The sequence below is a fragment of the uncultured Sphingomonas sp. genome, from assembly GCF_964235535.1.
Classification (GTDB): Bacteria; Pseudomonadota; Alphaproteobacteria; order Sphingomonadales; family Sphingomonadaceae; genus Sphingomonas.
This window is the reverse complement of the sequence record NZ_CAXSBH010000015.1, coordinates 40,991-56,768: the sequence shown is the minus strand read 5'-3', so window position 1 is coordinate 56,768 and position 15,778 is coordinate 40,991. Positions and strand designations below refer to the sequence as shown.

The following is a 15,778-nucleotide window of genomic DNA, read 5'->3' as shown; positions in this document are numbered from 1 at the left end:
CTGACCGCGCTGCCGATCATCGAGACGCAGGCGGGCGACGTGTCGGCCTACATCCCGACCAACGTCATCTCGATCACCGACGGCCAGATCTTCCTCGAGACCGACCTGTTCTTCGCGGGCATTCGCCCGGCGATCAATGTCGGCCTGTCGGTGTCGCGCGTCGGCTCGGCCGCGCAGACCAAGGCGATGAAGAAGGTGTCGGGCTCGATCAAGCTCGAGCTTGCCCAGTACCGCGAGATGGCCGCGTTCGCGCAGTTCGGCTCGGACCTCGACGCCTCGACCCAGCGCCTCCTCGCCCGCGGCGCGCGTCTGACCGAGCTCCTGAAGCAGCCTCAGTTCGCGCCCATGCCCTTCGAGGAGCAGACGGTGTCGATATTCGCGGGCACGCAAGGCTATCTCGACAAGGTGCCCGTCGCGCAGATCACCCGTTACGAAGCCGCGATGCTGTCCGACATGCGCGCCAACCACGCGGGCGTGCTGACCGACATCCGCGACAAGCGCGACCTGTCCAAGGACACCACCGAAGCGCTGAAAGGCGCGCTCGACCAGTTTGCAAAGAGCTTCGCGTAGATGGCGTTGACCTTTATTGCGGAGATCAACCTTAAGCCGGACTGTTTCGACGTCGCGTGTCGAGCGGTCGGCGAGATCGTTGCGGCGACGCGGGATGAGGCGGGTTGCGAGCGGTTCGATGCGCACCCTATGGCGGACGGCTCGTCGACATTGATGATCTACGAGCGTTGGGCGAATCGCGCGGCTTATGACTTTCACCATGCGCAAGATTACACGCGCGCGGTGTTCAAAAGCTATGAGGATTGGCTGAGCGGGCCGGTCAAGATGACGGAACTCGCGGACGGACTGGTGTAGTATGGCATCCCTCAAGGCGCTAAAACTCCGCATCGGCTCCGTTAAGTCGACGCAGAAGATCACCAAGGCGATGAAGATGGTCGCCGCCGCCAAGCTCCGCCGCGCGCAGGACGCCGCGCAGAGCGGGAGGCCCTATGCCGAGCGTCTGACGGCCGTGATGGAAACCCTTGCCTCCAAGGTGGCAACATCCGCGAGCGGCCCGCTGCTACTGTCGGGCACGGGAAGCGACCAAAAACATCTGCTCGTCGTCGCGACGTCCGAGCGCGGGCTGGCGGGTGCGTTCAACACCAACATCGTCCGTGCCGCGCGCCGCCTCGCCGACGAGCTGACGGCGCAGGGCAAGACCGTCCACTTTCATCTGGCGGGCAAGAAAGGTCGTGTTCTCAAGCGTTTCTACCCGCAGGACGTCACGGGCGATCACGACCTGTCCGGGGTCAAGAAGGTCGCCTTCACCGACGCGCAAGGTCTCGCCCAGGACCTGATCGCCCGCTACGAGGCCGGAGAGTTCGACGTCGCGCACCTGTTCTACGCCCGCTTCGTCTCGGCGATCGTCCAGGAGCCGGTCGGCGTCCAGATTATCCCCGTGCCGCTCGCGACCGCGCGAACCGCGGCATCTTCGCCAACTTCCGCAGACGCCGTCGTCGCCTACGAACCCGACGAGGAGGCGATGCTGGCCGAACTCCTGCCCCGCAACGTCGCCGTCCAGCTCTTCCGCGCGCTCCAGGAGAACGCCGCGTCCGAGCAGGGGTCGCGCATGAACGCGATGGACAACGCCACCCGCAACGCGGGCGACATGATCAACCGCCTGTCGATCCAGTATAACCGCACCCGCCAGGCCGCGATCACCACCGAGCTGATCGAGATCATCGCAGGCGCCGAGGCTGTTTGAGCGTGAATGCCGACCCTCAGCATCTTCTACGGTATCGTCATCCAGATTTATTGGAGCGATCATCCCCCGCCGCATTTCCACGCGCGGTATGCGGAATACGAGGCGCAGATCGATATTGCTTTGGCGACCGTCCTGCACGGATCGCTTCCACGCCGCGCACAGGCTATGGTGCTTGAATGGACGCGCGAACATCAGTCGGAGTTGATGGAGGCTTGGCGAGCGGCGAGCATGGGCGGGCGGCCCGCGAAGATAGCTCCGCTGCCGTGAAGCCGCCGCTTCGAACCGGATCGCCTTGGCGCGTCGCCGATATGCGGTTGATAGGCGAGCGAGCGATGCAGGTGCGCTTCATAGATGGTGTTGAGGGTACGGTCCGTTTCGAGCCTACGTTTTTTCGAGGCGTGTTCGCTCACCTGACCGACCCTCGCCTGTTTGCGGAAGCTTGCATCGAGTCCGGAGCCGTAACTTGGCCCGGCGAGCTCGATCTCGCGCCCGACCGCATGCACGATGATATCGTGGCGTGGGGCGAGTGCGTGTTGTCGGACCGCTGATGCGCGTCACTGTGCTTCTATTCGCGCTTTTGCTCGCCGCCTGCGGCTCGAACGAGCCCGCTCCTGCGCCCGAGGAGCGCGGCTCCGTGCGCGAGCGCGAAGTCGCGCAGGTGGCTGCCGCAAAGGAGCTGACCGGTTGGGACCGCGTTTTTGCATCGCCCGCGCAGACGGTCGGTTCGATCAACCAGGCGGGCTTCGGCCTGCCCGACTACGCGGCCACCGCCGTCGGCTCCGCCCACGGCGCAACCGGGGTCGACCGGCTTATGTCGCGTTCCAGCGCGCCTACGCCCAATATGGCAACCGCCGCCGTCGCCGGCTCCGCCCCCGACCGCCTCGACCAGATCAGCTACGTCTTGAAGCTCAACGATCCCGAGGACGCCGCCACCGCCCGCGACCGCTTCGCCGGCCTCCTCGCCGAGTTCCTTACCCGCGCCCAAATTGGCGACGGCACGCCGCTGTTGGAAGCGGTGCGCGCGGGCCGCTCGGCCGAGCCCGTGATCGGCGGTCGGCGCGCCACCGTGACCGCCACGGCCACCCGCATCGACGTGACTTTCCTCCGCCCCGCCGCTACCGGCGCTCCAACGAAATCGTAAGAAGGCTCCACCCATGGCGACCGCCGCTGAAATGATCCGCCCCATTCCGACCACGAACAATGTCGGCCGCATCGCGCAGGTGATCGGCGCGGTCGTCGACGTGCATTTCGACCAGAACCTCCCCGCCATCCTGTCCGCGCTCGAGACCGACAATAATGGCAACAAGCTCGTTCTCGAGGTCGCGCAGCATCTGGGCGAGAACACCGTCCGCACGATCGCCATGGACGCGACCGAGGGGCTGACCCGCGGCCAGGTCGTCCGCGACACCGGCTCGCAGATCACCGTCCCGGTCGGTCCGATGACGCTCGGCCGCATCCTGAACGTCGTCGGCGAGCCGATCGACGAGCGCGGGCCCGTCATGACCGACCTGCGCAGCCCCATCCACGCGTCGGCGCCGCTCTTCATCGACCAGTCGACCGAAAGCGCGATCCTCGTCACCGGCATCAAGGTAATAGACCTGCTCGCGCCATACGCGCGCGGCGGCAAGATCGGCCTGTTCGGCGGCGCGGGCGTCGGCAAGACCGTGCTGATCCAGGAACTGATCAACAATATCGCCAAGGGTCACGGCGGCGTGTCCGTGTTTGCGGGCGTCGGCGAGCGCACGCGCGAGGGCAACGACCTGTATCACGAGTTCCTCGACGCGGGCGTCATCGCCAAGGACGCCGACGGCAACGCCACGCCCGAGGGGTCGAAGGTCGCGCTCGTCTTCGGCCAGATGAACGAGCCCCCGGGGGCCCGTGCCCGCGTCGCGCTGTCGGGCCTGACGATCGCGGAATATTTTCGCGACCAGGAGGGGCAGGACGTCCTATTCTTCGTCGACAACATCTTCCGCTTCACCCAGGCGGGCGCGGAAGTATCGGCGCTACTCGGCCGCATCCCCTCGGCGGTGGGTTACCAGCCGACCCTGTCGACCGACATGGGCCAGCTGCAGGAGCGGATCACCTCGACCAACAAGGGTTCGATCACGAGTGTCCAGGCGATCTACGTCCCCGCCGACGACCTGACGGACCCGGCCCCCGCGACCTCGTTCGCCCATCTGGACGCGACCACGACGCTCAACCGCGCGATCTCCGAGCTCGGCATCTACCCCGCCGTCGACCCGCTCGACTCGACCAGCCGCGTGCTCGAGCCGCGCACCGTCGGCCAGGAGCATTACGACACCGCCCGCGCGGTCCAGTCGCTGCTACAGCGCTACAAGTCGCTCCAGGACATCATCGCGATCCTGGGCATGGACGAGCTGTCGGAGGAGGATAAGCTGACGGTCCAGCGCGCCCGCAAGATCCAGCGCTTCCTGTCGCAGCCCTTCCATGTCGCCGAGGTCTTCACCGGGATCGCCGGCAAGTTCGTCCAGATCGAGGATACGATCCGCTCCTTCAAGGCGGTCGTCGACGGCGAGTACGACCACCTGCCCGAAGGCGCGTTCTACATGGTCGGCGGCATCGACGAGGCGGTCGCCAAGGCCGAGAAGATGGCGCAGGAGGCCTAGTCGATTTCGGCGTTCCCGATTATAGGTGATGGGTGAACATCGACACGCTTTCCATCGCTCGTGATTTGAAAGCGACCGAGCTGCCGTCTGCCCAAGCGGAGGCGATCGCCGCCGCCATCGGTCGGTCGGTGACGGAAGGCGTGGCGACAAAAGTCGACCTTCAGCTGATGGAGGAGCGTCTGGCCGTCAAGATCGAGAGCGCTAAGACTCAGACTCTTATCTGGCTCATGAGTGTCATCATCGCGACGGCCGGTGCGATCATCGCGGTGGTGAAACTGTGAACGACAAGCTTTTCAAAGCTCGGGCCGATTGGGCTTTCGCCAGGTTCTTCGCTGCTAACTACATCATCGCTTGCGCGATCATCATCTTGCTCAAGGTCCTGCCATAGTGCCCCTCCACTTCGAACTCGTCACCCCCGAACGCCTCGTCCGGTCGGAGGAGGTTCATATGGTCGTCGTTCCCGGCACCGAGGGCGACTTCGGTGTGCTGGAGGGTCATGCGCCCTTCATGTCAACGATCCGCGACGGGGCGCTGTCTGTATACCGCACCGAGCGCGGCGAACCGGAGACGGTGGCGATCTCCGGCGGCTTCGCGGAGGTTACGGCGCGGGGCCTGACGGTGTTGGCGGAGCGGGTGGACTAGCGTCCGGCCAGGTTCTTCATCGGTTCTTCTATTTTAGGCGGTGTGAAATCGGGGCTGTCCTACAATCTAGACGCCATGATACGCCCGAGTCGTGCGGTTGAATCTGTGCTGCTCTTTGACACCGCCATCGGGCGATAAGCACACAAAATCGGAAACGATCGAGCCCGCGTGTTTCCGCCTTGGTGTCAATCAGTGTAAAGCTGAGCCGTCCCGCCGATCATAGGAAGCTGTACGGGTCGACATCGACCGCTACCCTGACCTTACTCGGCCATACCAGGTTGCCCAACCACTCCCGGATCACGTCCTGCACGTCCAACGCCCGCCGCGCATGGACCAGCAGTCGAAACCGGTGCCGCCCACGCAACATCGCCAGCGGCGCGGGGGCGGGGCCGTAGACCGCCATCCCGTCCGCCTCCGGTGCGGCGCGGCCGATCAGGCGGGCGGTCTCTCCCGCCGCGGCCTGGTCCTCCGACGACACGATGATCGCGGCGTAGCGGCCGAAGGGCGGCGCGTCCGCCTCGCGCCGCGACTCCGTCTCCGCTGCGTAGAAAGCGTCGGCGTCGCCGGTGACGAGCGCCTGCATCACGGCCGCCTTCGGGCTGTGCGTCTGAATGAAGACGTGGCCCGGCTTGGCCCCCCGCCCGGCGCGGCCCGACACCTGGCGTATCTGCTGGAACGTCCGCTCCGCCGCGCGCAGGTCACCGCCCGACAGGCCGAGGTCCGCGTCGACCACCCCCACCAGCGTCAGGTTGGGGAAGTGGTATCCCTTGGTCACGAGCTGCGTGCCCACCACGATGTCGATGTCGCCCGCGTCCATCCTACCCACGAACTCCGCCGCCTTGGCGGGCGACCAAATGGTGTCGGACGTGACCACCGCGACCCGCGCCTCGGGGAAACGCGCCGTCACCTCGTCGGCGATCCGCTCGACGCCGGGGCCGCAAGGAACGAGCATGTCCTCCGCCTGGCATTCGGGACAGACGCGCGGCACGGGCTCCAGATGCCCGCAATGATGGCAGGCGAGCCGGCGCGTCAGCCGGTGCTCGACCATCCAGGCGGTGCAATTGGGGCACTGGAACCGGTGGCCGCAGGCTCGGCACAGCGTCAGCGGCGCGTAGCCGCGGCGGTTGAGGAACAGCAGCGACTGCTCGCGCCTGCCGAGCCGGTCCTCCAGCGCGCCGACCAGCCGGGGCGAAAGCCAGCGGCCGCGCTCGGGCGGCTCGGCGATCAGGTCGATCGCCTCGATGCTCGGCATCTCCGCCGCGCCGTAGCGGGCGGGCAACTGGACCTCGCGGTAGCGACCCAGCGCCACCTGCTGGCGCGTCTCGATCGCCGGGGTGGCCGACGCCAGGATCACCGGACAGCCCTCGAACCGCCCGCGCATTACCGCTACGTCGCGGGCGTGATAATGGACGCCGTCCTCCTGCTTGAAGCTCGTCTCGTGCGCCTCGTCGACCACGATCAGCCCGAGCTTGGCGTACGGTAGGAACAGCGCCGACCGCGCGCCGACCACCACGCGCGCCTCTCCGCCCGCGATCGCCCGCCAGGCGCGGCGGCGCTGGGTGGAGCGCAGGCCCGAATGCCACGCCACCGGCTCGCAGCCGAACCGGTCGTGAAAGCGCTTCAGGAACGGCTCGGTCAGCGCGATCTCGGGCAGGAGCACGAGGCACTGCTTGCCCGATCGGATCGCCTCGGCGACCGCCTCGAAATAGACCTCGGTCTTGCCGGAGCCGGTGACGCCGTCGAGCAGCGTCGGCTCGAACGCCGCGGCGCGCACGCCCGCGACCAGCCGGTCGGCGGCGGCCCGCTGTTCGGGCGACAGCTCGGGCGGCGCGTGCTCGGGGTCGGGGACCGGATAGGCGCTGTCGATATCCAACTCGACCGCCTCGATCGCGCCCGCCTTTACCAGCCCGCGCACCACCGCCTCGGACACGTCGGCGATCGTGGCGAGTTCGCGGATCAGACCCTGGCGGTCGCCGATCCGCTCCAATGCCTGGGCGCGCTGCGGCGTCAGGCGGGGCGGGACCTCGCCCGTGGCGCGATATTCGATCACCATGCGCGCACCCTCCAGCGCGGAGGTGGAGGCAAGCGTCATCCGCATTACCGACGCGGGCGGGGCGAGGTAATAGTCGGACGTCCACTCGATCAGCCGGCGAAGCGGAGCGCCCACCGGTGCGACGTCGGCTACGGCCAGCAGGTGACGTAGGCGGTTGTCGCCGACCTCCTTATCCGACGGAAGCCGGTCGGCCTCCCACACGACGCCGAGCAACTGGCGCGGACCGAGCGGCGCGACGACGACCGATCCCGGCTCCACCACCATGCCCTGCGGCACGCGGTAGTCGAGGGGGCCGAGGGCGGAGTTCAGCACGAGAACGCGGACGCGCGACATGCGAACTATATGGGGATGGTTCGACTCGGCGTGAACCGCTTTCGTTCTTCCTACCAGGTGCTAGGGTAGGGTGGTGATCGAGCCGTTGCCGATGGCCTTTGCGGCGCACCTGTCGCGCGATCGGCGGCGGTCCATGCATACCATTCGGGCGTACCGGTCGACGGCTGAGCGGTTGCTCGTCTTTCTGCAGGCGCATTGGGGCGGACCGGTCCCGCGGGAGCGGCTCGGCAAGGTGACTACCGCCGATTTACGCGCATTCCTGGCGCACCGCCGGGGCGAGGGGCTGGGCAACGCGTCGGCGGCGCGAGAGCTGTCGGCGGTGCGCGCGTTCCTGGCCTGGACGGGGGAGGGCGAGGCAGGTCCGCGCTTGAAGGGACCACGCGTCAAAGCGGGCGTGCCGCGACCGGTCGCACCGCATGAGGCGCTGGCGCTTGCCGAGGAGGTGGCGGAAGACGCGTCCGAGCCGTGGATCGGCGTTCGCGACTGGGCGGTGCTGCTGCTGCTCTATGGCGCGGGGTTGCGGATCGGCGAGGCGGTCGGGCTGACGGGAGCGGTCCTGCCGCTCGGCCGGACGCTGAGCGTGACGGGCAAGCGCGGCAAGACGCGGATCGTGCCTCTGTTGCCGCAGGTGCGACGTGCGATCGAGGCCTATGCGGAGGTCTCGCCCTGGCCGACCAAGCGTGACGCACCGCTGTTCCGGGGCGCGAAAGGCGGCGCGCTGTCGCCGGGGATCATCCGTACCTCGGTGCGGCGGGCGCGCGGACGGCTCGGGCTATCGGACCGGACAACGCCGCATGCGCTGCGGCACAGCTTCGCGACCCACCTGCTGGGGCGCGGGGTCGACCTGCGCGCGCTTCAGGAGCTGCTCGGTCATGCAAGCCTGAGCTCGACGCAGGTCTATACGGCGGTGGACGCCGCGCACCTGATGGATGTTTACCGGAACGCTCACCCGCGCGCGGGGTGACGCGGGCGCCAGGTGACGACGCGGTATATGTAACCGACGATGATCAGCGCCGTAGTAGCGACCGCGACTGGGCCGATATACCGGTCGAGCTCGCCGAACCGACTGTCTAGAATCACGCCCGCCTGGGCCAGGACGAAGTTCCAGATCGCGGCGCCCGCCGTGGTCCAGACCAGGAACTTCCAACGCGGCATCGCGGCCATGCCGGCGGGAAGCGACACGATCGTCCGGAACACGGGCAGGAAGCGGAACACGAATACCACCCACTCCCCCCGGCGGTGGAAGAAGCGGTTGATCCGCTCGACCTCCTCCCAATCGAGCGTCAGCCAGCGGCCCCGGCGGTCGACGAACGGCTTTAGCCCTCGGTAACCGAACCGCCGCCCGAGCGCGTACCAGAAGTAGTTGCCGACCGTCGTGCCGAGCGTGCCGATCGCGACGAGGGGCCAAAGCTCCATATGACCGCGCGCGACCGCCATTCCGCCCAGACCCATGATCACCTCCGATGGGATCGGCGGCACGACATTTTCGAGCGCCATCAGCAGGAAGATGCCGAAATACCCGCCCCAGGCGATCGCGCGGATGATTAGGTCGGTCATGGATGGGGTTCAGCGCGACGGGAGGGGAGTTGTTCCCGCGTCACCCGGTTGCGCGGGCGCCGACCTTGGTCTCGATCGCGTCCCAGATCATCCCCGCCACATCGGTCCCGTCGAACCGCTCGATCGCCGTAATGCCCGTCGGCGAGGTGACGTTGATCTCGGTCAGCCACTCGCCGCCGATCACGTCGATACCGACGAACAGCAGCCCGCGACGCTTGAGCTCGGGGGCGAGCGCGTCGCAGATCTCGCGCTCGCGTTCGGTGAGGACGGTCTTCTCCGCCGAGCCGCCGACTGCGAGATTTGAACGGATTTCGCCTTCGCCGGGCACGCGGTTGATCGCTCCCGCGATCTCGCCGTCGACCAGCACGATGCGCTTGTCGCCGAGCGCCACGGCGGGGAGGAACGCCTGCATCATATGCGGTTCGAGGTAGGCGGCGTTGAACACTTCGATAAGCGCGGACAGGTTTTCGCCGCCCGAGCGGACGTGGAAGATGGCCTTGCCGCCATTACCGTGGAGCGGCTTTATTACGATCTCGCCGTGCTCGGCCAGGAAAGCGCGCACCTCGTCCAGTTCGCGGGTGATCAGCGTCGGCGGCATGAAGCGGGCATAGTCGAGGACCCACAACTTCTCGGGCGCATTGCGGACGCTGGCGGGGTCGTTGACGACCAGCGTACGGTCGGCGATCCGTTCGAGCAGGTGGGTCGCGGTGATGTAGCCAAGATCGAAGGGCGGGTCCTGACGCATGAGGACGACATCGGCCTCGCCGCCGAGGTCGAGCGCGATCGCCTCTTCAAAGCGGAAATGCGAACCCTGAACGGGTTCGACGGTGACGGGATTGGCGCGCGCCCAGACGCGACCCGACGAGTAGTTCAGCCGGTCGGCGGTGTAGTGGAACAGGCGGTGACCACGTTTCTGGGCGGCGAGCATCAGGGCAAAGCTCGAGTCGCCGGCGATGGCGATACTGTCGAGGGGATCCATTTGGACGGCGACGGTCAGGGGCATGGAGGTATCCTTACAATCTGCGACTCACCCTATCCAGGCGTTCTCGATATGACGCGGCCGCACGCCCGGCGCGATGAGGATCACGTCGACGCGGATGTCGTCGCCTGGGCCGGCATAACGCGGCATGAGCATCTCCGCCGCCGCCGCTACGCGGGCGAGGCGGCGTTCGTCGATCGCATAGTCGAGTTCGGCGGCGGTGGCGCGCGTCTTGACCTCGACGAAGGCGATCAGGTTGCCGCGCCGCGCGACCAGGTCGACCTCGCCCGCCGGGGTGCGCACGCGGCGGTCGAGGATGCGCCAGCCCTTGAGCCTGAGCCACCAGCCCGCGAGGCGTTCGCCACGCCGCCCCGCCGCCTCCGCGCGGCGGCGTTCGTCGGGGTTCCTGGCCCTCAACCCCTCAGCTCCAATGCGCGGGCGTACAGCGCGCGGCGGTCGAGGCCGAGCGCCTTGGCCACTTCGCCAGCCGCCTTGGAGGCGGGGAGGCGCGTCAGCGCCTCCATCAGCGCGGCGTCCGCGTCGGCCTCGCTCGCGGCTTCGGGCTCGCCGGGCGGGGCGACGACGATCACGATCTCGCCTCGGGGCGGGGCGTCGGCGTAGCGGGCGGCCAGGTCGGAGAGCTTGCCCGTCACCGCCTCTTCGAAACGCTTGGTGATCTCGCGCGCGATGGACGCGTCCCGGTCGCCAAGGCCGTCGGCGAGCGCCCGGAGGCAAGCGGCGAGTCGCGGGCCCGCCTCGTAGAGGACCAACGTAGCGCGGACCGTCGCGAGCTCGGTGATTGCGGTCGCTCGTGCCTGTGCCTTGGACGGCAGGAAGCCGACGAACAGGAAGCGGTCGGTGGGTAGGCCCGCGAGCGTCAGCGCCGCGACCGCCGCGCACGGGCCGGGGATCGTCACCACGTCGTGCCCGGCCGCGCGAGCGTCGCGCACAAGCTTGTATCCGGGGTCGGAAATCAGCGGCGTGCCGGCGTCCGAAACCAGCGCCACCGCCTGCGTCGCCATGCGCGCGACGAGCCCGGGACGGACGCCCTCGGCATTGTGGTCGTGGTAGGGCGTCATCGGCCGCTTGACGCCGATATGACGGAGCAGTCCGGCGGTGACGCGGCTATCCTCGACGGCAACCACGTCGGCGCGCGCCAATATGTCGGCCGCGCGCGGGGATAGATCGCCGAGATTGCCGATGGGGGTCGCGACGATGTAGAGCCCTGGCCCAAGTCGTTCCGGGGAAGCGTTCATGGGCCAAGCGGTAAGTGCATATGGGAGCGGCGTCCATGCGCGCCGCTGGGCCGCGCTCGCGGGCGCGCTGCTGCTCGGCGCATGCCAGACGGTCGTGCCGCGCGGGCCTGCGCCGCCGCCACCGGTCGAGCAGCCCGTCGCTCGGCCCGCGCCCACCCCGGAGCCGGTATTCGACGCCGACATCCCCCGCGATACGGAGCGGCACCGCGTCGCGTTGATGGTGCCGCTGTCGGGCGGGAACGCCGGGGTCGGACAGTCCATCGCCAACGCTACGCAACTCGCGCTGCTCGACACGCAGAGCCGGGAAGTGCGGATCACCAATTACGACACCGCGCCGGGAGCTGCCGCCGCGGCGCGGCGCGCGATTGCCGATGGGGCGCAGCTGATCCTGGGCCCGTTGCTCGCGGACGACGTGCGCGCGGTCGCGCCGGTGGCGCGGGCCGCCGGGGTGTCCGTGATCAGCTTTTCCAACGATGTCAGCGTAGCGGGGAATGGCGCGTATCTGATGGGCTATGCTCCCGGCCAGTCGATCGCGCGGATAGTGGAGTTCTCGCGCGGGCGGGGAATCACGACGTTTGGAGCGTTGGTGCCAAACGGACTGTACGGCGAGCGGGCGTCGACGGCGTTCCTGCGCTCGGTCGAGGGAGCTGGGGGGCAGGTCGCGTCGCTCCAGACCTACGGGCGCCAGCCCGGCGGGCTCGCGCAGGCGACGGCGCGGTTGAACGCGAGAGCTCCTTACGGGGCGGTCATGATCGCGGACGGGGGCAACGCCGCCGCCGCCGCCGCGCCGCTGGTCAAGCGCGGGGCGGGAGCGGCGACGCGGCTACTGGGAACCGAGCTGTGGAATTCGGAGGCAGGGGTCGCGGCCAAGCCACAGCTGAACGGCGCTTGGTTCGCGAGCGTGTCGGACACCTTCTATCGGCAATATGCGACCAAGTACCGGGCGCGGTTCGGGGCGTCGCCGTACCGGCTGTCGAGCCTGGGTTACGACGCGGTGCTGCTGACAGTCAGGATCGGGCGCGACTGGCCGATCGGGACGACCTTCCCGGAAAGCCGGTTGCGCGATGCGGGCGGGTTTTCGGGGATCGACGGAGCATTCCGGTTCGGGCGCGATAATGCGGCCGAGCGGGCGCTCGAAGTGCAGGAGATACGCGGCGGAACGACCGTAGTCATCTCGCCCGCGCCGGCCGGTTTCGGGCGCTAGGCGGCGACCGCGTCGGGACGGACGACTGCTTCGAGAATGCCGTCGAGAAGCAGCGCCCCGACTTCCGTGGTGCGCAGCCGAGGGCCTTCGCGGATAAGCAGCCCTTGGCGTTCGAGAAGCGCTACCGCGCGGAAATCGATCGGAGCGTCTCCGTTGGCGAGGCTGGCGATGCGGTCGAGATCGACGCCCTCGGTCAGGCGCAGGCCCATGAGCAATGCCTCGACCGCGCGGGAACGAGGGTCGAGCCGGTCCTCGCGCTCGATACCGTGGCCGTTGCGCGTCACCGCATCGAGCCAGTTCTCCGGCTTCTTGCGCCGGACCGTGGCGAGCCGCCCACGACGCCCGTGCGCGCCGGGCCCGATACCGGCATAGTCGCGGTAGCGCCAATAGGTCAGATTGTGGCGGCTCTCCGCGTCCGGGCGAGCGTGGTTCGAGGTCTCGTAGGCTTGGAGGCCGGCGGCGGCCGTCGCCCCGCGCGTAACCTCGAACAGGTCGGCGGCGCTGTCGCCGTCGGGGATGACGAGCCGCCCGGCCGCCGCCTCGGTGGCGAAGCGCGTGCCGGGTTCGATGGTCAATTGATATAGTGAGAGGTGCTCGGTGCCAAAGGATAGCGCGCGGGCGAGTTCGGTGTTCCAGGCTTCAATAGGTTGGCCGGGCAGGGCGTAGATCAGGTCGAAGCTGACGCGCGGGAAAGCGGTTTGCGCGACGTCGAGCGCTTCCAAACCTTCGTGCGCGCCGTGAGCGCGACCGAGGAAACGCAACGCGGCATCGTCGAGCGATTGCAGGCCGAGCGAGACGCGGTTGACGCCGACGCGCGCGAGGTCGGCGAAACGGGCTGCCTCGACGGATGAGGGATTGGCTTCGAGCGTCACCTCCAGACCCTCGGCGGGAGGCCAGGCGGCTACGGCCGCGTCGAGGACGGCCGCGACCGTGGCCGGGGGCATGAGCGAGGGGGTGCCGCCGCCGAAGAAGACGGAGGTGAGGCGGCGGCCGGGAAGGAGCGCCGCCTCATGCGCCAGGTCGGCGAGGAGCGCATCGCGCCATGCGGCTTGGTCGATGGTGGCGCGGACGTGGCTGTTGAAGTCGCAGTAGGGGCATTTGGAGACGCAGAACGGCCAGTGGACGTAGAGCGCGAGGTCTTGTGAGCCGGTCATGATTGCGACGGGCCCTTACAGCGTAAGCGTCGATCCGCGAAGCCGGGAACCGGCTGCGACGGGTGTCGTTTCCCCATCGAAACGGAGAACGAGCGATGCGCGTGATGTTGATGGCGGGGGCCGCCCTGCTCGGGGCGTGCGGCGAGCGAGAGCCGGTGGTGGGCGAGCCGCTTGCGGGCGGCGTGATCGCGACGACGACCATGCGGACAGCCACCGGGGCGGAGGCGGGCCGGGCGACGGCGCGCGAGGTCGCGGGCGGTGTCCGCTTCACGGTCGATGCGCGGGGCATCCCGGCCGGGATGCACGGCGCGCACGTGCATACGGTCGGGCGGTGCGACGCGCCGACTTTCGAGACGGCCGGGGGTCACTGGAACCCGACCGCGGCCAAGCACGGCGTGAACAATCCGCAGGGACCGCATTTGGGCGACCTGCCTAACATCACGGTCGGCGCGGATGGGCGAGGGACGCTGGCCTTGACGATGGCGGGCGCGACGATGGCCGGGCTGCTCGATGCGGACGGGGCGGCGATGCTGATCCACGCCGCGGCCGACGACTTGCAGACCGATCCGTCGGGGAACAGCGGCGGGCGGATCGCTTGCGGGGTGTTCCAACCGGGTTAGATCACCTCGCCAGCCGCGCGGGCGCGGGCTTCACGGGTGGACTCGGCGGTTGGTACGAGCCGGATTGCGGCGATCGCGGCCGCCACGGTGATCGGGACCGAGAACAGCAGCGAAAGCATGCCGGTCGAGAGGCTGCCCGATAGCGTCGACACGCGGCCCGCCAGATAGGGGCCGAGCGCGAGGCCGAGCAGCGTGGTGCCGATGAAGAAGGTCGCGGTGGCGGTGCCGCGCATTCGGGGCATGACCAGGTCCTGCGTCGTCGCGGCGGCCCCGCCGAGCGCGGTGCTGGCGAAAAGCTGGCCGACGAAAATCGCGGGGAAGAAGACGGCGGGCGTATCGGCGGTGAAGGCGAGCGCGAAGAGAGGCGGCTGCGCGAGCGCGCCGAACAGCACGACCCACAATCGGCCGGCCGGAACGGTTCGACGTAGCCGGTCCGCGACCAGTCCACCGATCGTCACGCCCAAGAAGCCTGCCAGCGCGCCGCTTCCGCCGATGAACAGACCGGCCTCGGACGGGGTCATGCCCAGCGTGCGAAGCGCATACGGCGCGGCCCAGAAGCTGGCCGCATACGCCAGGAACGAGTTGAGGCCGTATGCGACGACCGTACAGAGAAAGGCGGGCGTGGCGACGATCAGCGCGAAGGTGGCGGGGTCGCGCAGGCGGAGCGCAGCGGCCCATGAGAAGACGGCATAGACGCCGATCCCGATCGCGATCCATTGCGGCGCCGGCTCGCCCGCGCCGATCATCGACCGGACGACGAGGACGGTCAGCCCGGCGGCGAGTGCGTTGATCGCGAAGGCGCGGCGGCCCTGCCGCGCGGCGCCGAACAGGGTGAGCGGGGGAACGATCGTCAGCAGCTCGTCGAAGAAAGAGCGGAAGGGGGCGGAGTGGGACGGCTGGGTGAGCCCTTCGGACTGACCGCGCACGGGTTCGCGCAAGGTGGCGATCCAGGCCGCCACGAGGAGGCCGGGTATGCCGACCGCGAGGAACGCCGCCTGCCAGCCCGCCAGCTCGAGCGGGCCGCCGCCCGGATAGGCGCGGTTCCAGTTCTGGACTATGAGCCCGCCCAGGAACAGCGACGCGCCGCCGCCCACATACAGCCCGGCCGAATAGATGGAGAGGGCCGTGGCGCGCAGACGCTTGGGGAACCAGTCGGAAATGAGCGAATAGGCGGCGGGGCTGGCGGTGGCCTCGCCGATGCCGACGCCGACGCGCGCAGCCGTCAATTGCGTGCCGCTGGAGGAGAAGCCCGACAGGGCGGTCATCGCCGACCAGAGCGCGAGGCCGCCGGTCATCAGCTTCACCCGGTGCCAATTATCCGCCAGCCGCCCGAGCGGGATGCCGAACAACGAGTAGAACACGCCGAAGGCGGTTCCGTAGAGAAAGCCCAGATCGGCGTCGGTCAGGTTCAGGTCGCGCTTGATGTCCTCCGCGAGGATCGAGATGATCTGTCGGTCGATGAAATTGAGGATGTAGACGAGAAACAGGATCGACAGCACGTACCAGGCATAGCCGGACGCCTGGGCTTCGCTCGCGGGCGGGGTGTCCGCGGGGGCGGTGGTGGCCATGTGCTCTCCGGATGTTCGTTATCGGCCGGTGA

18 protein-coding genes and 1 pseudogene are annotated in these 15,778 nt (G+C 68.5%); 12 read left to right on the top strand and 7 right to left on the bottom strand.

All coding sequences use genetic code 11. The features are described 5' to 3' along the window. From ACFE7F_RS07025 to ACFE7F_RS06985, 9 genes and pseudogenes are all read left to right on the top strand, one after another. Positions 1-570: pseudogene (locus ACFE7F_RS07025) on the top strand (F0F1 ATP synthase subunit alpha); the annotation flags it as partial. Further along, entirely contained in the window at positions 571-864 is a 294-nt protein-coding gene (locus tag ACFE7F_RS07020) for a putative quinol monooxygenase (protein WP_375403132.1), read from the top strand. 1 nt (position 865) lies between these two features. Beyond that, positions 866-1,753 carry a F0F1 ATP synthase subunit gamma gene (locus ACFE7F_RS07015; protein ID WP_375403131.1) on the top strand — a complete coding sequence of 296 codons (888 nt, stop codon included), beginning with the start codon at positions 866-868 and terminating at the stop codon, positions 1,751-1,753. A gap of 6 nt (positions 1,754-1,759) precedes the next feature. Continuing rightward, positions 1,760-2,020: a DUF4160 domain-containing protein gene (locus ACFE7F_RS07010; RefSeq protein ID WP_375403130.1), complete on the top strand. Its 261-nt coding sequence runs from the start codon at positions 1,760-1,762 to the stop codon at positions 2,018-2,020. After that, positions 1,930-2,301 (top strand): DUF2442 domain-containing protein, encoded by a 372-nt coding sequence (locus ACFE7F_RS07005; protein WP_375403129.1) that lies wholly within the window; start codon positions 1,930-1,932, stop codon positions 2,299-2,301. Before ACFE7F_RS07010 ends, ACFE7F_RS07005 begins: the two co-directional genes overlap by 91 nt. After that, complete coding sequence (locus ACFE7F_RS07000) at positions 2,301-2,894, top strand: hypothetical protein (RefSeq protein ID WP_375403128.1); 594 nt, start codon at positions 2,301-2,303, stop codon at positions 2,892-2,894. Before ACFE7F_RS07005 ends, ACFE7F_RS07000 begins: the two co-directional genes overlap by 1 nt. Before the next feature lie 34 nt (positions 2,895-2,928). Next, on the top strand, positions 2,929-4,380 hold the full coding sequence (gene atpD, locus ACFE7F_RS06995; protein WP_375403136.1) for a F0F1 ATP synthase subunit beta: 1,452 nt from the start codon (positions 2,929-2,931) through the stop codon (positions 4,378-4,380). A 32-nt stretch (positions 4,381-4,412) separates the two neighbouring features. Continuing rightward, positions 4,413-4,661, top strand: coding sequence for a hypothetical protein (locus ACFE7F_RS06990; protein ID WP_375403127.1), 249 nt, complete (start codon positions 4,413-4,415; stop codon positions 4,659-4,661). A gap of 106 nt (positions 4,662-4,767) precedes the next feature. Beyond that, positions 4,768-5,022, top strand: coding sequence for an ATP synthase F1 subunit epsilon (locus ACFE7F_RS06985; protein WP_375403126.1), 255 nt, complete (start codon positions 4,768-4,770; stop codon positions 5,020-5,022). Positions 5,023-5,239: 217 nt separating this feature from the next. On the opposite strand, the gene ACFE7F_RS06980 is transcribed toward ACFE7F_RS06985, so the two are convergent. Beyond that, positions 5,240-7,408 (bottom strand): primosomal protein N', encoded by a 2,169-nt coding sequence (locus tag ACFE7F_RS06980; protein WP_375403125.1) that lies wholly within the window; start codon positions 7,406-7,408, stop codon positions 5,240-5,242. Positions 7,409-7,499: 91 nt separating this feature from the next. On the opposite strand from ACFE7F_RS06980, the gene ACFE7F_RS06975 reads away from it, so the two are divergent. Beyond that, on the top strand, positions 7,500-8,372 hold the full coding sequence (locus ACFE7F_RS06975) for a tyrosine recombinase XerC (protein ID WP_375403135.1): 873 nt from the start codon (positions 7,500-7,502) through the stop codon (positions 8,370-8,372). On the opposite strand, the gene ACFE7F_RS06970 is transcribed toward ACFE7F_RS06975, so the two are convergent. The 4 genes from ACFE7F_RS06970 to rsmI are packed head-to-tail and all read right to left on the bottom strand — an operon-like array spanning position 8,354 to position 11,200. Beyond that, positions 8,354-8,965: a DedA family protein gene (locus ACFE7F_RS06970; RefSeq protein WP_375403124.1), complete on the bottom strand. Its 612-nt coding sequence runs from the start codon at positions 8,963-8,965 to the stop codon at positions 8,354-8,356. The genes ACFE7F_RS06975 and ACFE7F_RS06970 overlap by 19 nt on opposite strands. 40 nt (positions 8,966-9,005) lie before the next feature. Continuing rightward, complete coding sequence (gshB, locus tag ACFE7F_RS06965; RefSeq protein WP_375403123.1) at positions 9,006-9,968, bottom strand: glutathione synthase; 963 nt, start codon at positions 9,966-9,968, stop codon at positions 9,006-9,008. A gap of 24 nt (positions 9,969-9,992) precedes the next feature. Next, positions 9,993-10,361, bottom strand: coding sequence for a YraN family protein (locus ACFE7F_RS06960; RefSeq protein WP_375403122.1), 369 nt, complete (start codon positions 10,359-10,361; stop codon positions 9,993-9,995). Continuing rightward, on the bottom strand, positions 10,358-11,200 hold the full coding sequence (gene rsmI, locus ACFE7F_RS06955) for a 16S rRNA (cytidine(1402)-2'-O)-methyltransferase (protein WP_375403121.1): 843 nt from the start codon (positions 11,198-11,200) through the stop codon (positions 10,358-10,360). The genes ACFE7F_RS06960 and rsmI overlap by 4 nt, the downstream gene beginning before the upstream one ends. Here rsmI and ACFE7F_RS06950 point away from each other — a divergent pair. Next, the gene (locus ACFE7F_RS06950) at positions 11,199-12,404 is read left to right on the top strand and encodes a penicillin-binding protein activator (protein ID WP_375403120.1); all 1,206 of its coding nucleotides are present in this window, start codon (positions 11,199-11,201) and stop codon (positions 12,402-12,404) included. The two genes, rsmI and ACFE7F_RS06950, sit on opposite strands and share 2 nt — an antisense overlap. Here the strand turns inward: ACFE7F_RS06950 and hemW are convergent. Beyond that, positions 12,401-13,558, bottom strand: coding sequence for a radical SAM family heme chaperone HemW (gene hemW, locus ACFE7F_RS06945; RefSeq protein WP_375403119.1), 1,158 nt, complete (start codon positions 13,556-13,558; stop codon positions 12,401-12,403). The genes ACFE7F_RS06950 and hemW overlap by 4 nt on opposite strands. Positions 13,559-13,653: 95 nt before the next feature. Here hemW and ACFE7F_RS06940 point away from each other — a divergent pair, with 95 nt between their 5' ends. Next, on the top strand, positions 13,654-14,178 hold the full coding sequence (locus ACFE7F_RS06940) for a superoxide dismutase family protein (protein WP_375403118.1): 525 nt from the start codon (positions 13,654-13,656) through the stop codon (positions 14,176-14,178). On the opposite strand, the gene ACFE7F_RS06935 is transcribed toward ACFE7F_RS06940, so the two are convergent. Next, positions 14,175-15,746, bottom strand: coding sequence for a spinster family MFS transporter (locus ACFE7F_RS06935; protein WP_375403117.1), 1,572 nt, complete (start codon positions 15,744-15,746; stop codon positions 14,175-14,177). The two genes, ACFE7F_RS06940 and ACFE7F_RS06935, sit on opposite strands and share 4 nt — an antisense overlap. Between the last annotated feature and the right edge of the window lie 32 nt (positions 15,747-15,778).

What these genes read in the sequence shown, in the direction of transcription:
- ACFE7F_RS06980 (WP_375403125.1), bottom strand. Translation starts at nt 7,408, where the DNA reads ATGTCGCGCGTCCGCGTTCTCGTGCTGAACTCCGCCCTCGGCCCCCTC.
- ACFE7F_RS06935 (WP_375403117.1), bottom strand. Translation starts at nt 15,746, where the DNA reads ATGGCCACCACCGCCCCCGCGGACACCCCGCCCGCGAGCGAAGCCCAG.
- rsmI (WP_375403121.1), bottom strand. Translation starts at nt 11,200, where the DNA reads ATGAACGCTTCCCCGGAACGACTTGGGCCAGGGCTCTACATCGTCGCG.
- ACFE7F_RS07005 (WP_375403129.1), top strand. Translation starts at nt 1,930, where the DNA reads ATGGACGCGCGAACATCAGTCGGAGTTGATGGAGGCTTGGCGAGCGGC.
- ACFE7F_RS06950 (WP_375403120.1), top strand. Translation starts at nt 11,199, where the DNA reads ATGGGCCAAGCGGTAAGTGCATATGGGAGCGGCGTCCATGCGCGCCGC.
- ACFE7F_RS07020 (WP_375403132.1), top strand. Translation starts at nt 571, where the DNA reads ATGGCGTTGACCTTTATTGCGGAGATCAACCTTAAGCCGGACTGTTTC.
- hemW (WP_375403119.1), bottom strand. Translation starts at nt 13,558, where the DNA reads ATGACCGGCTCACAAGACCTCGCGCTCTACGTCCACTGGCCGTTCTGC.
- ACFE7F_RS06970 (WP_375403124.1), bottom strand. Translation starts at nt 8,965, where the DNA reads ATGACCGACCTAATCATCCGCGCGATCGCCTGGGGCGGGTATTTCGGC.
- ACFE7F_RS06940 (WP_375403118.1), top strand. Translation starts at nt 13,654, where the DNA reads ATGCGCGTGATGTTGATGGCGGGGGCCGCCCTGCTCGGGGCGTGCGGC.
- ACFE7F_RS07000 (WP_375403128.1), top strand. Translation starts at nt 2,301, where the DNA reads ATGCGCGTCACTGTGCTTCTATTCGCGCTTTTGCTCGCCGCCTGCGGC.
- ACFE7F_RS07010 (WP_375403130.1), top strand. Translation starts at nt 1,760, where the DNA reads ATGCCGACCCTCAGCATCTTCTACGGTATCGTCATCCAGATTTATTGG.
- gshB (WP_375403123.1), bottom strand. Translation starts at nt 9,968, where the DNA reads ATGCCCCTGACCGTCGCCGTCCAAATGGATCCCCTCGACAGTATCGCC.
- ACFE7F_RS07015 (WP_375403131.1), top strand. Translation starts at nt 866, where the DNA reads ATGGCATCCCTCAAGGCGCTAAAACTCCGCATCGGCTCCGTTAAGTCG.
- ACFE7F_RS06975 (WP_375403135.1), top strand. Translation starts at nt 7,500, where the DNA reads ATGGCCTTTGCGGCGCACCTGTCGCGCGATCGGCGGCGGTCCATGCAT.